General features: G+C 53.0%; 16 protein-coding genes and 1 pseudogene. 11 read left to right on the top strand and 6 right to left on the bottom strand.

Annotated elements, in window-relative coordinates:
• The first annotated feature begins 1 nt into the window (after window position 1).
• The 4 genes from RHH27_RS09700 to aroQ all read left to right on the top strand — a co-directional run bounded on the left by RHH27_RS09700 (window position 2) and on the right by aroQ (window position 2,015).
• Window positions 2-880 (top strand): alpha/beta fold hydrolase, encoded by an 879-nt coding sequence (locus RHH27_RS09700; RefSeq protein ID WP_302678169.1) that lies wholly within the window; start codon window positions 2-4, stop codon window positions 878-880.
• Window positions 881-930: 50 nt separating this feature from the next.
• A complete protein-coding gene (gene psb28 / locus RHH27_RS09705; RefSeq protein ID WP_149818920.1) occupies window positions 931-1,263 on the top strand; it encodes a photosystem II reaction center protein Psb28 in 333 nt (110 codons plus the stop codon).
• A gap of 126 nt (window positions 1,264-1,389) precedes the next feature.
• Complete coding sequence (locus RHH27_RS09710; protein WP_255451719.1) at window positions 1,390-1,518, top strand: hypothetical protein; 129 nt, start codon at window positions 1,390-1,392, stop codon at window positions 1,516-1,518.
• 50 nt (window positions 1,519-1,568) lie between these two features.
• The gene (gene aroQ / locus RHH27_RS09715; protein ID WP_190278250.1) at window positions 1,569-2,015 is read left to right on the top strand and encodes a type II 3-dehydroquinate dehydratase; all 447 of its coding nucleotides are present in this window, start codon (window positions 1,569-1,571) and stop codon (window positions 2,013-2,015) included.
• Here the strand turns inward: aroQ and RHH27_RS09720 are convergent.
• Entirely contained in the window at window positions 2,012-2,551 is a 540-nt protein-coding gene (locus RHH27_RS09720; protein WP_206199971.1) for a YqeG family HAD IIIA-type phosphatase, read from the bottom strand. The genes aroQ and RHH27_RS09720 overlap by 4 nt on opposite strands.
• Window positions 2,552-2,694: 143 nt before the next feature.
• Here RHH27_RS09720 and RHH27_RS09725 point away from each other — a divergent pair, with 143 nt between their 5' ends.
• The 4 genes from RHH27_RS09725 (at window position 2,695) to RHH27_RS09740 (ending at window position 5,953) form a co-directional block, all read left to right on the top strand.
• The gene (locus RHH27_RS09725; protein ID WP_011056347.1) at window positions 2,695-3,192 is read left to right on the top strand and encodes an HNH endonuclease; all 498 of its coding nucleotides are present in this window, start codon (window positions 2,695-2,697) and stop codon (window positions 3,190-3,192) included.
• 172 nt (window positions 3,193-3,364) lie between these two features.
• On the top strand, window positions 3,365-4,075 hold the full coding sequence (locus RHH27_RS09730) for a Crp/Fnr family transcriptional regulator (RefSeq protein WP_206199973.1): 711 nt from the start codon (window positions 3,365-3,367) through the stop codon (window positions 4,073-4,075).
• A gap of 50 nt (window positions 4,076-4,125) precedes the next feature.
• A complete protein-coding gene (locus RHH27_RS09735) occupies window positions 4,126-4,728 on the top strand; it encodes a hypothetical protein (protein ID WP_302678170.1) in 603 nt (200 codons plus the stop codon).
• A gap of 112 nt (window positions 4,729-4,840) precedes the next feature.
• Window positions 4,841-5,953 carry an RNA polymerase sigma factor, RpoD/SigA family gene (locus RHH27_RS09740; protein ID WP_302678171.1) on the top strand — a complete coding sequence of 371 codons (1,113 nt, stop codon included), beginning with the start codon at window positions 4,841-4,843 and terminating at the stop codon, window positions 5,951-5,953.
• Here RHH27_RS09740 and ispE read toward each other — a convergent pair.
• A complete protein-coding gene (gene ispE / locus RHH27_RS09745) occupies window positions 5,950-6,885 on the bottom strand; it encodes a 4-(cytidine 5'-diphospho)-2-C-methyl-D-erythritol kinase (protein WP_206199976.1) in 936 nt (311 codons plus the stop codon). The genes RHH27_RS09740 and ispE overlap by 4 nt on opposite strands.
• A gap of 82 nt (window positions 6,886-6,967) precedes the next feature.
• On the opposite strand from ispE, the gene RHH27_RS09750 reads away from it, so the two are divergent.
• Entirely contained in the window at window positions 6,968-7,822 is an 855-nt protein-coding gene (locus RHH27_RS09750) for a metal ABC transporter permease (RefSeq protein WP_310453733.1), read from the top strand.
• On the opposite strand, the gene tsaD is transcribed toward RHH27_RS09750, so the two are convergent.
• Window positions 7,767-8,828 carry a tRNA (adenosine(37)-N6)-threonylcarbamoyltransferase complex transferase subunit TsaD gene (gene tsaD, locus RHH27_RS09755; protein ID WP_302678173.1) on the bottom strand — a complete coding sequence of 354 codons (1,062 nt, stop codon included), beginning with the start codon at window positions 8,826-8,828 and terminating at the stop codon, window positions 7,767-7,769. The two genes, RHH27_RS09750 and tsaD, sit on opposite strands and share 56 nt — an antisense overlap.
• Before the next feature lie 215 nt (window positions 8,829-9,043).
• On the opposite strand from tsaD, the gene RHH27_RS09760 reads away from it, so the two are divergent.
• Entirely contained in the window at window positions 9,044-9,481 is a 438-nt protein-coding gene (locus RHH27_RS09760) for an Rrf2 family transcriptional regulator (protein ID WP_149818936.1), read from the top strand.
• Between the two features lie 63 nt (window positions 9,482-9,544).
• Complete coding sequence (gene cysK / locus RHH27_RS09765) at window positions 9,545-10,510, top strand: cysteine synthase A (protein ID WP_302677758.1); 966 nt, start codon at window positions 9,545-9,547, stop codon at window positions 10,508-10,510.
• 85 nt (window positions 10,511-10,595) lie between these two features.
• Here the strand turns inward: cysK and RHH27_RS09770 are convergent.
• From RHH27_RS09770 to RHH27_RS09780, 3 genes and pseudogenes are all read right to left on the bottom strand, one after another.
• Window positions 10,596-10,871: pseudogene (locus RHH27_RS09770) on the bottom strand (transposase); the annotation flags it as partial.
• An 83-nt stretch (window positions 10,872-10,954) separates the two neighbouring features.
• A complete protein-coding gene (locus tag RHH27_RS09775; RefSeq protein WP_149818940.1) occupies window positions 10,955-11,260 on the bottom strand; it encodes a hypothetical protein in 306 nt (101 codons plus the stop codon).
• Between the two features lie 92 nt (window positions 11,261-11,352).
• Window positions 11,353-12,744: a ParA family protein gene (locus RHH27_RS09780; protein WP_302677757.1), complete on the bottom strand. Its 1,392-nt coding sequence runs from the start codon at window positions 12,742-12,744 to the stop codon at window positions 11,353-11,355.
• Window positions 12,745-12,937: the final 193 nt, after the last annotated feature.

Here is a 12,937-nt window from a genome sequence, read left to right on the forward strand (position 1 = left end):
CATGGCCTTTTGTCCGCCCACGTTTGTCCAGCAGAGCTTTAGCACCAGCAGTGGCCGTATGGTCTATTACACCCCCAGCGATCGCTACTGGGGTCAGGTGCAATCTCGCCCTCCCCTGGTCTTTCTCCACAGCTTGGGGGGTGGGTCTAGCCACTACGAGTGGTCGCAGGTGTATCCTGCCTTTGCGGCTCGCTACCGCGTTATTGCCCCGGATCTGATTGGTTGGGGGGAGTCGGATCACCCTGCCCGCGACTACAGCACTAGTGATTACTGGCTAATGATTGCTGAACTGTTGCGGATGCTGGGTTCCCCTGTGCCGGTGGTTGCCTCCTCCCTAACGGCGGGCATTGTGGTGCGCTTGGCGATTCAGCAACCCCATCTTTTTGAGCGTTTGTGTCTGGTCTGCCCCAGTGGATTCAATGACTTTGGTGAAGATCAAGGACAGGCGATCGCCAATGCCCTGCTGAGGGTACCGATCCTCGATCGCCTCATTTACACCGTTGCTGCTGCTAACCCCTTGGCAGTGCGCAACTTCCTGAGCCAGTTTATTTTTGCCGACCCCCAGCGGCTTAAAGAAGAAACCGTAGAAGCGTACCTCCACTCTGCCTGTCGTCCCAATGCCGAATGGGCAGCTCTGGCCACCCTGAAGGGAAATCTCTCCTTTGATCTCAGCCAGTATTTACCCCAGTTAACGATCTCCACCGTGATCCTCTGGGGAGAAAAGGCCAAGCTCACGCCCCTTTCTCTAGGTCAGCGACTCTATGCCACCGCCCGCGATCGCCTGCAACAGTTTCACGTGATCCCCAAAGCAGGGGTCTTACCCCATCTGGAGCAACCCGAATGGGTGATCTACAGCCTGCGGCGCGATTTCTTGCTTTAAGTTGTTCCCGATACAGGTATCCTAGAAGTATTGCTTGAAGTATTGGTGCAATGGCAGAAATTCAATTTATCCGTGGCGTTGATGAAGAAGTGGTTCCCGATGTGCGTTTGACGCGGGCACGGGATGGCAGCAGTGGTCAAGCCATGTTTTACTTTGATAACCCGAAAATCGTCCAAGAGGGCAATTTGGAGATCACGGGGATGTATATGGTGGACGAAGAAGGCGAAATTGTTACCCGTGATGTCAATGCCAAGTTCATTAACGGCCAGCCCGTTGCCATTGAGGCCACCTACACGATGCGCAGCCCCCAAGAGTGGGATCGCTTTATTCGCTTTATGGATCGCTACGCTGCCAGCCATGGCCTTGGCTTCCAGAAGTCCTAACCAGTCTTAAATTGATCGGGTGCCGATTCAAAAAGATTGTGCTAGCTTAAAGTTACGATGCCTTTTTTGTCTTTATTCAGGACACAGGGCATCTGCAAGTTCTATAGCGATACAGTAGGGACATCAATGGATTATCTAGAGAGCCTGCTTGACACCCTCAAATCGTGGTTAAAAAAACTGTTGGAACTTCTAGGTGGCGCCGATCCCACCCCTGAGCTGGAGCCAATTCCGATTCCCGTGCGCGATCGCCGATAGAGCGACAGCATTCAACACCATTGAGTCAGTTTTGAACGGTTAGGTTAAGCTTGGCCTTTCATATTTTGGTGCTTCATGGCCCCAATCTAAACCTGTTAGGGCAACGGGAGCCGGGGATTTATGGGGTTGTGACACTAGCGAGCATCAACCAATCTTTGGCAGCCTTGGCGCAGGAGTTAGGGGTAACCATTGAGTGCCTCCAATCCAATCATGAAGGGGTCTTGGTAGATGCGATTCAAGAGGCAATGGGGCGTGCCCAAGGCATTTTGATTAACCCCGCAGCCTATACCCACACCAGCGTAGCTCTACGAGATGCGATTGCTGCGGTTGCCCTGCCCACTGTGGAAGTTCACCTGAGTAACATTCATCAACGGGAAACTTTTCGCCATCATTCCTACATTGCGCCGGTGGCGATCGGTCAAATTGCTGGCTTTGGTGCTGATAGTTATTTGTTGGGGTTACGGGCACTGGTCAATTATTTACAAGCAAAAGGCTAATTCTCAGCGGGGGGGGCGATCGCCAGCGGTGTTCCCAACTGTCGTGCCAGCCAAAATTCCAGATTGCGTACCCAAGATTTACCATCAAGGCGCTTGACAAGAACGGGTTGCACCAAGATCGTGAACATCCCCAAGCGATTGCCCACGAGAATATCCGTAAACAGGCGATCGCCCACCATGGCCACCTGATCATAGGGCAAATTCATGGCTTGCACGGCCTGACGAATCTTACGCCGCGAGGGCTTGCCTGCCCCCATCAAAAAGGGTAACTCCACCTGCTGGGCAATACGTTCAATGCGGCGATGGTTCAAGTTATTGCTCACTAGCCAGATCGGCATCTGATGCTTGATCTCCAGTAGCCACGCCAGAATTTTCGGCGGCAGATCTTCATCCCACGTGGGGAGGAGCGTATCATCCACATCCAGCACCATGCCCCGCAGATGATATTTTTCCAACAGACTGGGGTGCAACTGTTCAATGGTGCTTTCAAGAATTAAATCCGGTTGCAGCAGTGCTGCTAGAGACCCAGTGGCCATTGAAAACGCAAATAACAAAGAAGAAGCTTCTGCCAGACTATCACGATCCTAGGGGAGAGTGGGAACTGCAAAAATCTTTCCTAGCGTTACTCCAATCACAAAGGATATGCTACCATCTGAGAGAATGCCGCGTGTCAACGGATATGGCGAAGGTTCTGGTACTCAATGCCTCCTATGAACCACTCAATATTACGAGTTGGCAACGGGCAGTTGTCCTTTTAATCAAGGGCAAGGCGGAGCAAGTCGAGCACAACGGCAAGATGGTTTACAACAATTTTCCCTTGCCGACCGTCATTCGCCTGCGGCATTATGTCGTCACTCCCTACAAAGAAATTCCCCTTACTCGCCGCAATATCCTGCATCGAGATGGCCATTCTTGCCAGTACTGTGGCTATACCGGGGATGAGCTCACCCTTGATCACGTCATCCCCAAATCGCGAGGGGGAGGGGAAACTTGGGAAAATATTGTGACCGCTTGTGTGCGCTGTAATGTCAAGAAGGGGAATCGCACCCCAAAAGAGGCTAATATGCCCCTACGGCAAACACCGCGGCGCCCCATTAGTAGCCTATACTTTGAGGTTACAAAGCACGTGCGCACGGGTACTCACCAAGAATGGCGTAAGTATGTTATTGGTGCCTAGTTTTTTCCACTCCATTGAATCCTGAGGGGAAAAGTGGCGGCCTCTCTCTGCAAAAGCCTTACCGAGACCTTTGGCAAGAATCAGTGGCTAGCAAGGGAGAAGTGAGGCGATCGCGTATTCTAGTATCGTAGGGAAGAAGCTTTACCTTTGAACAACTCCACTTAAGGTCGTTATGTCAAGTATTGAGGCCGAAAACTTTAGTCAACTCTTTCCACTGTTTGCAGCCAGTTCCGAGGCGGCACTTTCTTCAATGCTGTCAGTGGCTTGGCATAACACCTACCCGGCGGGGCGTGCCATTCTAATTGAAGATGCGTGGGGCAATGCGGTTTACTTTATCCTCTCAGGCTGGGTGAAGGTGCGGCGACTGCTCGCTGATGGGGATTTCATGACCCTAGCGATCCTTGGGCCGGGGGATTTTTTTGGTGAAATGGCCATTCTTGACCAATCACCCCGCTCAACAGATGTGGTGGCACTGTGTCCAGCGGAAGTTTTGTCTGTGCCGGCGCAAAAATTTGTCCATGTCCTGCGCCATGAGCCGGATCTGCACTATCGGATGCTGCAATTGATGGCACAGCGGCTACGCTTGACCAATACGCGCATTGAACTGTTGCACAAACCTCCTGCCGTCAAACTAGCCCATGTCTTGGTGAATTTGGCACGGCGCTATGGTCAGCATCCAGGGGGCAATGCCAACACAGCCGTGATTTTCAATGTGCCCATCAAGGATTTAGCGGATGTGGCCAACATTAGCCCTGATGAAGCCCATCAACTGCTGGATAAACTGGTGGCGAAAAACTGGATCAAGATTGATGCGGCCAAGCAACAACTCCAAATTCTCAATTTGCCGCAACTAGAGCAATTGGCACAGCAAGCGGTGAATTAAAGTTCTGTTGGCTTGTTGAGGCGCAGTGACCTCGCCTAGGATAGCAATAGTTGCAAGCTCTTTCTGCTATGGCGATCGCCCCCAACCTCTACGAACACACCTTGGTTCGCTACACGGATCCGCTGCATGCGACAGAACTCCTGCGGCAATATCGCCCGTACCTAGAAATGATTCCCAGTATGCGGCGACCTCAAGAGAGTTTAATTCCAATTCCGCTGCCGATCGCCCATATTCAGGTTCCTGCCGCCACAACCTCGAACCAACGTCCCCAAGTGAAGTCGGTGATGGTGCCCTGTGATTTGGTCTTTGTCCTGTGCGATCCCGAGTGGAAAGTCAAAACCGACATTGAACTGCTGGTCTTTATCCATCGGCCAGGGGAAAGCTTTACGGAACTGCTGACCCGCTGGCGCCAATCCCAAGTGCTCCTCAGTCGCAGTTATAGCTGGGATATGCCCCTGCAACATCGCGATATATTTAGCGAGGGCGCCAATCGTCAATTTCCCCTCTTTGTCCTCTTTCAAGAAACCCTTGCCGTGATCAAGCGCGGTCTCAAGGCTGCCCGATTGCCCTGCGTGATTGATACCACGATTCTCAAGGAACAGCCGTCTTCAGCCATAAAGCTTATGACGGGTGCCTCAGAAAGCACAGAATAGGTTGATCAATATCACAACTTAAGCACCAGCTCCATCACTGCCCTCCCCCTCGCCAAGGGCAGAGAATACCACTATCGAGCTGAATTCTCGATGTTGTGAGTTGAGTTGTCCTATGGTGGCTACCCCCATTCAACCCGTGTCCGATCGTCCATTGACAACGGATTTGGTGCGGCAGTATTTGCAGGAAATTGGCCGTGTGCCCTTGCTCACCCCTAGCCAAGAACTGCGCCTTGCCCAACAGGTTCAGCAGTACCAAGCTCTGCTCGCAGTGCGAGATCAGTCCGATGACCCCCAGATCAAGCGCTATGTGGCGGCTGTTACGGAGCGCGATCGCCAGCAGCGGCAGTTGGGGCGTCCCCTTACCCGTACCCAATGGGCTGCGCGACTTAAGATGAGTGTGGCTGAATTGCAAACCTGTGTGCAGGCGGGTCGTCAAGCTTGGGCAAAGGCAGCGAATATGACCCTAAGTGAACTTCAGCACATTGAGCGGCAAGGACAGCGGGCAAAAACCCAATTGCTGCAAGCCAACCTGCGCTTGGTGGTGAATATTGCCAAAAAATATCAACATCGCGGCGTGGAATTTTTAGATCTGATCCAAGAGGGGAGTTTGGGTCTAGAACGTGCCGTTGAAAAATTCGATCCGACCAAGGGATTTCGCTTTAGCACCTATGCCTACTGGTGGATTCGCCAAAGTGTCACCCGTGCCGTTGCTAGCCAAAGCCGCACAATCCGCTTGCCCATTCACATGGTGGAAAAACTCAATAAAATTAAGCGTGCCCAACGGCGTCTTGCGGCTCAACAAGGCGCGATGCCCAGTCTAGCGGACATTGCCCAAGAACTGAATCTGGAGGTGTCACAGGTGCGGGAAGTGCTCATGGCTGTTCCCAAATCCGTGGCCTTGGAACAGCGGGTTGGCTCCGACCAAGAAACGGAATTGCAGGAGCTAATTGAATCCACTGCCCCCACCCCCAATCAAGTGATCATGCGTGAGTCCCTGCGTACTACTTTGAAGCAACTCCTCAGTGATCTATCGCCCCGTGAGCGGCAAGTGATGGAACTGCGCTATGGCCTCGGCGAGCAGCCCGCCCTTGAGATGGCGGAAATTGCGGCACTGCTGGGACTGAGTCGGGAGCGGATTCGCCAAATTGAGCACCGTGCCCTGCAAAAGTTGCGGCAGCCCCAACGGCGCCGAGAAATTCAAGACTATCTTGAGGAGTTTGCCTAGGGCGTCTCCAACTGAATGCCGTGGGGACAGCACTCACAGATCCATAGATCAAGGTCGGGGTCTGGTAGGGCGCGCCGTACCCGTTGCATGATGCTGTAACCTTCATCGGCAGAGGGCGCTAGGGCAAACACTGTTGGCCCAGATCCTGACATCATGCTGGCGATCGCCCCAGCGGCGAGGAATTGCTCCTTTAACTCTGCCACCAACGGATAGCGGGGCAACACTACCTTCTCTAAATCATTACGGAGGCTGGCGGCCAATTTGGCGATGTCACGCTGCTGAATGGCCTGTAACAGGGTTGCGGATCCCCCCTCTTGGCGGGCTTTTTCCTGCTCGTTGGGGGTTTGGGCATAGGTGGCGGCGAATTCTTGCCGATAGGTTTGATAGGCCCAAGGGGTGGCCACACTGAGGGAGCGATACTTCCCTAGGATCACAGTTAATCCCTGTAAATCCGCTAGGGGTGTCAACTGTTCACCGCGCCCTAGGGCTAAGGCGGTTCCCCCTTGCAGACAGAAGGGCACATCAGCCCCCAATTGCGCTGCAAAGGTTTGCAATTCCGCTTGCGTCAGACCCAACTGCCACAGGAGATCTAAGCCCACGAGTACCGCTGCTCCATTGGTGGAACCCCCGGCCAAGCCTGCCCCCATAGGAATTCGTTTTTCAATGAAAATTTCAACGCCATCGCGATCGGGAAAATGCTGCTGGAGTAAGGCCGCTGCTTTGTAGGCGAGATTTCGTTGATCGCAGGGGACAGCCGGGTTGGTGCAATGGACTTTAATTTGGCGATCGCGCCGCGGGATGAGTTCAATGCGATCCATGAGGGAAACCGCCTGCATGACCATTACCAGCTCGTGGTAGCCACTGCCATCTAAACAATTGCCAACAATTTGTAAAAAGAGATTAATTTTGGCAGGTGCCAGCAAACGATACACGCAGCCCCATCCTCACAACCACCTCGTTCAATAGCATATTATTCTTCTATTCCTCTTTGGCAGGCGCTAAACAGAAGTCCCCATGATTTTGGAACGAATGATTGAGCTGTTGCAGTTGCCCTTTATGCAGCGGGCACTGTGGGCAGGGATCTTTACGGGAGGGATGGCGGGTGCCCTCGGTAGCTTTACAATCCTGCGGCAACTTTCTTTTTTTAGTGATGCCTTGGGGCACTCAGCCCTACTGGGAATTAGCCTAGGAATTATTCTAGGATTGAATCCCTCCGTGATGTTGCTGCCCTTTGCCGTGGTGTTTGCCCTCGGGGTGACCTATCTGCTGGAGCATACGCGACTGTGGACGGATGCCCTCTTGAATATCATCTATTCGGCCTCGTTGGCGGTGGCGGTGATTTTGCTGAGTATCAGCGATCGCTATCAGGGGGGGCTAAATAATTTACTCTTTGGCGATATTTTGGCGGTGCGCCCAGCCGATCTCGTCATGAGTGGCATGCTCTGCGCCCTTGTCGGCACTTTCATCCTGCTCACGTTACGGGTGCAATTGTTAATCACAGTGAATGAGGCCTTGGCGGTGGCGCGGGGGGCGGCGGTGGGGATTCAGCGGCTGCTGTTTATCACCCTATTGGCCTTGGTGGTTGCCGTCTCGATTAAGACAGTGGGGGTATTGCTCATTAGTGCTTTTGTGGTGATTCCCGCCTGTGGCGCTCGCCTGTGGAGTCGGCAATTTTCGCAGTACGTGGTTTTGGCGGCCCTAGTAGGGGTAGGCAGTGCCATTGTTGGTATGCTCTTGTCAGCAGGGATGAATTGGCCATCGGGGCCGAGTATTGTGGTCTGTCAACTGGTGTTCTTTTTAGGCTCGATCGCGATTAACTCACTGCGAGGGGCGTGGCTGCATAGAGGGCAGAAATCTCCAGCAAGCTGAGGCGTGAACGGGCTGTCAGCTCCAAGGGGGAGCGATCGCCCCGCTGGAAATGATCCACTGCCGCACAGCCAATCATCGCTGCATTATCGGTACATAGCCGCAGAGGCGGAAAAATCAACTGTAGCCCCAAGGGTTCAGCAGCCGCAGTCAGGTGTTGTCGCAGTCCAGAATTTGCCGCTACGCCTCCCCCAATGGCGAGGGTTTTGAATCCATGATCCACTGCTGCCGCGATCGCCCGCTTGGTCAAGGCCTGTGCCACCGCCTTCTGAAAACTGGCCGCAAGGTCAGCCACCGGCAATTCATCATGGGTTTGACGCAGCTCCTCCACAAGTCGTGCCACTGCGGTTTTCAGCCCACTAAAACTGGAATCGTAGGGATGCACCTTGCCATCGGGGAGGCGAATATTTCCCTCTGGTAGATCAAAGGCCTCTGGATTGCCCTGCTGCGCCAAGCGATCGAGCACTGGCCCCCCTGGATAGCCCAAGCCCAGTAGGCGTGCTACCTTATCGTAGGCTTCCCCCGCCGCATCATCCCGCGTTTGGCCAAAGAGTTGGTACTCGCCACAGCCATAAACGCCAATGAGACTGGTATGCCCGCCAGACACCAAGAGGCAGAGAAACGGTGGTTCAAGGGTCGGTTCCGCTAAGTAGGAGGCATAGAGGTGGCCTTCAAGGTGGTGAATTCCCAAGAACGGTTTTTGCTGCACAAGGGCAAGGGTTTTTGCCGCCGTAACCCCAATGAGCAGCGACCCCACCAATCCGGGAGCACAGGTGACAGCAATGGCATCAATGGCAGACCAATCACAACCGGCCTCACTCATCGCTGCTGTGATCACGCCGTTAATGTTTTCCAAGTGGGCACGGGAGGCGACTTCCGGTACGACACCGCCAAAGGGTTGATGGGCACGTACTTGGGAGGCAATCACATGACTTTCAATGGCGCGATCGCACACTACGGCTGCTGCCGTTTCATCACAACTGGTTTCAATGGCCAGAATTCTTACCATCGGGCAGACGTGGGCATGAAGCTAGAGCCTCTTTTCAGTCTAGCCGGTTTTTCGAGTGAAGTTGCTGAAGGGCGTTTGCGCAATGCCGTGAATTCTCGAGGTTGCAACCAGCGCTACGGTGAAGATTCTTAAGAATCTCCTAAATCCCGATCAAGAAGTAGGATATACTATGGGTTGGGCAATCTGCTCAATGTCGTGCGTGTGCCAAACGTCTTGTGGAACTGTCTGCCAAAAGTGAGTACGCCCTCTTGGCGCTCTTGGAAATGTCAGCGGCCTATGAACAGGCGGAGCCGCTACAAATTCGCCAAATTGCTGCCCTGCACAACATTCCCGATCGCTATCTGGAGCAACTGATGGCGACCCTACGCCGCAAGGGGCTGATTCGCAGTCAGCGGGGCGCCCGGGGTGGCTACTTGCTGGCAAAAGCACCTTGGCAAATCTCAATTTTGGACGTGCTCAACTGTATCGAGGGGATTGAGTCCAAGCTCGCCCAAAAGCCGCCTGAAAAGGGCGATCTGGAGCGTAGTCTGATCCGTTCAGTGTGGCTAGAGGCCTGCGCAGCAGCCAATGATGTTTTGAAAAAGCATACCCTTCAGGATTTGTGCGATCGGCGGCAGGCTTACCAGCAAGTGGATGTCATGTACTACATCTAGGCTGGGGTTGACATTCATCTAATTTTTCTAAGGTTTTTGTCTTGAATTGGAGATTGATATCCCATGAACATTGCCCCCGATATTACTGCCCTCATTGGTCGGACGCCCCTTGTACGCCTGAACCGCATTCCCCAAGCGGAAGGCTGTGTGGCAGAAATTGTCGTCAAACTAGAGAGCATGAATCCTGCGGCCTCGGTTAAGGATCGCATTGGCCTGAGTATGATTCAGGAGGCAGAAGCAGCGGGTCTCATTACCCCCGGTAAGACGGTTTTGGTGGAACCCACATCGGGCAATACCGGGATTGCCTTAGCAATGGTGGCGGCGGCAAAGGGCTATCGCCTGATTCTCACTATGCCAGAGACCATGAGTGCAGAGCGGCGAGCTATGCTGCGTGCCTATGGAGCAGAGCTGGATTTGACCCCCGGCACAGAGGGGATGAGTGGTGCCATTCGTCGCGCCGAAGAAATTGCTGCCTCCCTTGAAGATGCTTTCATGCTGCAACAATTCAAAAATCCCGCCAATCCCAAGATTCATCGTGAAACCACTGCCCTCGAAATTTGGCAAGATACGGACGGTCAAGTGGATATTTTGGTGGCTGGAGTGGGTACTGGAGGTACGATTACGGGAGTGGCAGAAGTGATCAAAGCCAAGAAGCCCAGCTTTCAGGCGATCGCTGTCGAACCTAGCAATAGTCCTGTCCTTTCAGGAGGCAAACCAGGGCCGCACAAAATTCAAGGTATTGGCGCCGGCTTTGTGCCCCCCGTTCTCAAACGGGAACTTATTGATGAAGTGATTACTGTTTCTGATGATCAAGCGATTTATTTTGGTCGCCGCCTAGCCCGTGAAGAAGGCCTTCTTTCAGGCATTTCCAGTGGGGCTGCCCTTTGCGCTGCCATTCAGGTGGCTCAACGACCCGAAAATGCGGGCAAGTTAATTGTCATGGTGCAGCCGAGCTTTGGTGAACGCTACTTAACCACACCCCTGTTTCAGGATGCACTGCCCTTGGTACCCAGTTACTTGCAACATTAGCCACAAGTGGAGTTCAGTGTCAGGGGTTGTTTTGTGCCAACTAAAACTTGGTTTGTAGGTTGCGGCGATCGCCTAGGGTGGGTCATCAGTTAAGCCAGATAACAGCGGCAGCGAGATATATCGCACCTAAAAAGTTTCGCGCTGTCTTATCGTAACGTGTGGCAATCCCTTGATACGGCTTGAGCCTAGCAAAAAAATTCTCAATCAAGTGCCGAGCTTTGTACAGTTCTTTGTCATAACCACGACGCTGTTTACGACAAGACTTGGGCGGAATGACAGCCGCGCACCCTTTCTCCGCTAGTCGTCTTAGCACCTGCCGCTCATCTGCATCATAGGCTTTGTCCGCCAGTAATGCCTCAGCAAAACACTGCCTCGATGGTCAATCGATCTGATGATACGCCCTAGAACTTCGGCCAATTGGGACTGAGTCACAGCAATTTTCCTCTAAACTCTGTCAAACAGTGTAATTTTGGCCAAGAGTCCTGCCACCATCAAAAACAGTGCCACCAGTAATGCCCACAGGCGATTGTCCGTTGAACTTTGGCGTTTCCCTAGCTCCACTAACTGTTCGCGATTGTTCTGTACTTCTAGGCGAACGGCCTCGATTTTGGCCTCCATGGTGTTGAACTTTTCACGGATTTCTGCTTGCCCCACCTTCACTTCAAGGGTGAGTTCTGTCAACTGCGACTGGATTGCCTTGACGGTTTCCAGAACTTCGGCTAGTTGGGATTGGGTGACAGGCTCGGTCATGACGGCTGCTCAGGGAGGGGTAATTTCATTTTAGGGGAACAAGCAATTTCTGTTTTCAGATTTTTTATAAATCTTGTTAGGAAGGTTGTTGGTTAGGGGAGGTCATTGACAGCAGCTAAGGGGCGAAGATAGGTCTGCACCAATGTTTGATAAAAGCCTAAGACGCGCTTATCTTTGAAGACAGCAGGAACACGGGCAAAGGCGGCACGGGAAATAATGGCATATTCAGGAATGGCAAATACGCTTGTGTCATTGGCTTGATACTGTGGCCAAAAGTAGGGAGTGAGGTGGGGAAGTTTCTGGAGAATCCGTTCAATTTCTGCTTGGGCAACAGCCATCGCCTTGTCGGTTGTGGGAGCACCATTAAAGAAAATAGGCAAAGGAAGGGGGCCGCCTTCACGGCGCAAGGTGTGAATTTCATTAAAGAGAAATTGGTGAATCACCTGAGCGGCATTGTTGAGGGAGGAGAGATCGGTGTGGCGGGTGGGAATCAAAACGGCGTCACTGGCATACACGGCGCTCTTACTTAAAAAGAGCCAAGCACTGGGGCAGTCAATGAGGATGTAGTCGTAGCGATCGCGCAAGGGGGCGAGGAGTTCCCGCAGGCGAGTAATGGGTGGATGTTGGGTTTGCATCGCCTGAATAAGAATGCTTTGCAGTTGCGGCGCAGCGGGAATGACATCAAAAATATGGGCAGACTTGATACTGCTGCTGGTGCGGATGCGCAGGTCAAAAGGGCGAATCGTAGCCGTAATCGGCTCATCAGGGTTTTGCAGACAAGCCGCAAGGGTCGTACTGGTGGGGGTTAGCTCAAGGGCGCGGCTGAGATCCCCCTGAGGGTCGCAATCAATAAGCAAGACAGCGGCATCTGCCACAGCAAGGGTGGCGCCCAAGTTAATCGTGGTGGTGGTTTTGCCCACTCCCCCCTTATGGTTATAGAGACAGAGGGTGGTGGCACGGGGGCGCGATCGCAAGCAGGTTTTGAGGTCTTCGATAATGCCCTCAAGGCGATCGCCCGTCAGTTCATAGTTGGGCGTCACTGGATAGACCAAGTGACCATGGCGTTGAAAAAGCTGTAGATGGCGAGCATTCGTGATCAACCCCCAAGCGGTTCCTTGGCAATGGCAACCCCTGAGAAGTTGGCGGAGTTGTTGCAGAGCGCGGCTATGATGGGCAGACCCATTCTCAAGGCTCAAGACCACGGTTTGACTGGGGGTATTGCGGGAGCGACGGGCAGGGGGTTTAATCTCCACAATTAAATCGGGGTCAACTTGAGTCTGACAAAAAGGAGGCTGATGTTCGCGGGGAAAACGGGCTGCCACATCGGCAATGCCCATACCTGTGTCAAAAGAGGAGACGCGATCGCGATCGCCAAAGCCCAACACACTCAGGAGCGGTTGCACAAAGTGCTGCTCAATAACGGCTTCAGAGGTTTCGTCACCGTGAATTTGTTGCCATTGCGATCGCAAGCGGGAAATATCCAACGTTCAGCACCATCCAGCCGTCTTGAATCTTTACAGAATAGGTTGGCCACCCCTGAGCGTCAAGATCACGACGCTACCAAATCACTGTGGATTGAGCTTTCCAACAGCCTTGATCATTGGCTATGATAGTAAATCTGCAAATCTTTCACATTCGTCCCCTTGGGTGTCCTCACCGGATGATGGACGGATGGTT

Origin of the sequence: Thermosynechococcus sp. PP555 (assembly GCF_031583225.1) — a bacterium.
GTDB lineage: Bacteria > Cyanobacteriota > Cyanobacteriia > Thermosynechococcales > Thermosynechococcaceae > Thermosynechococcus.

What these genes read in the sequence shown, in the direction of transcription:
- tsaD (WP_302678173.1), bottom strand. Translation starts at nt 8,828, where the DNA reads ATGGTAAGAATTCTGGCCATTGAAACCAGTTGTGATGAAACGGCAGCA.
- cysK (WP_302677758.1), top strand. Translation starts at nt 9,545, where the DNA reads ATGAACATTGCCCCCGATATTACTGCCCTCATTGGTCGGACGCCCCTT.
- RHH27_RS09710 (WP_255451719.1), top strand. Translation starts at nt 1,390, where the DNA reads ATGGATTATCTAGAGAGCCTGCTTGACACCCTCAAATCGTGGTTAAAA.
- RHH27_RS09740 (WP_302678171.1), top strand. Translation starts at nt 4,841, where the DNA reads ATGGTGGCTACCCCCATTCAACCCGTGTCCGATCGTCCATTGACAACG.
- RHH27_RS09730 (WP_206199973.1), top strand. Translation starts at nt 3,365, where the DNA reads ATGTCAAGTATTGAGGCCGAAAACTTTAGTCAACTCTTTCCACTGTTT.
- RHH27_RS09775 (WP_149818940.1), bottom strand. Translation starts at nt 11,260, where the DNA reads ATGACCGAGCCTGTCACCCAATCCCAACTAGCCGAAGTTCTGGAAACC.
- RHH27_RS09720 (WP_206199971.1), bottom strand. Translation starts at nt 2,551, where the DNA reads ATGGCCACTGGGTCTCTAGCAGCACTGCTGCAACCGGATTTAATTCTT.
- psb28 (WP_149818920.1), top strand. Translation starts at nt 931, where the DNA reads ATGGCAGAAATTCAATTTATCCGTGGCGTTGATGAAGAAGTGGTTCCC.
- RHH27_RS09725 (WP_011056347.1), top strand. Translation starts at nt 2,695, where the DNA reads ATGGCGAAGGTTCTGGTACTCAATGCCTCCTATGAACCACTCAATATT.
- RHH27_RS09750 (WP_310453733.1), top strand. Translation starts at nt 6,968, where the DNA reads ATGATTTTGGAACGAATGATTGAGCTGTTGCAGTTGCCCTTTATGCAG.
- RHH27_RS09700 (WP_302678169.1), top strand. Translation starts at nt 2, where the DNA reads ATGGCCTTTTGTCCGCCCACGTTTGTCCAGCAGAGCTTTAGCACCAGC.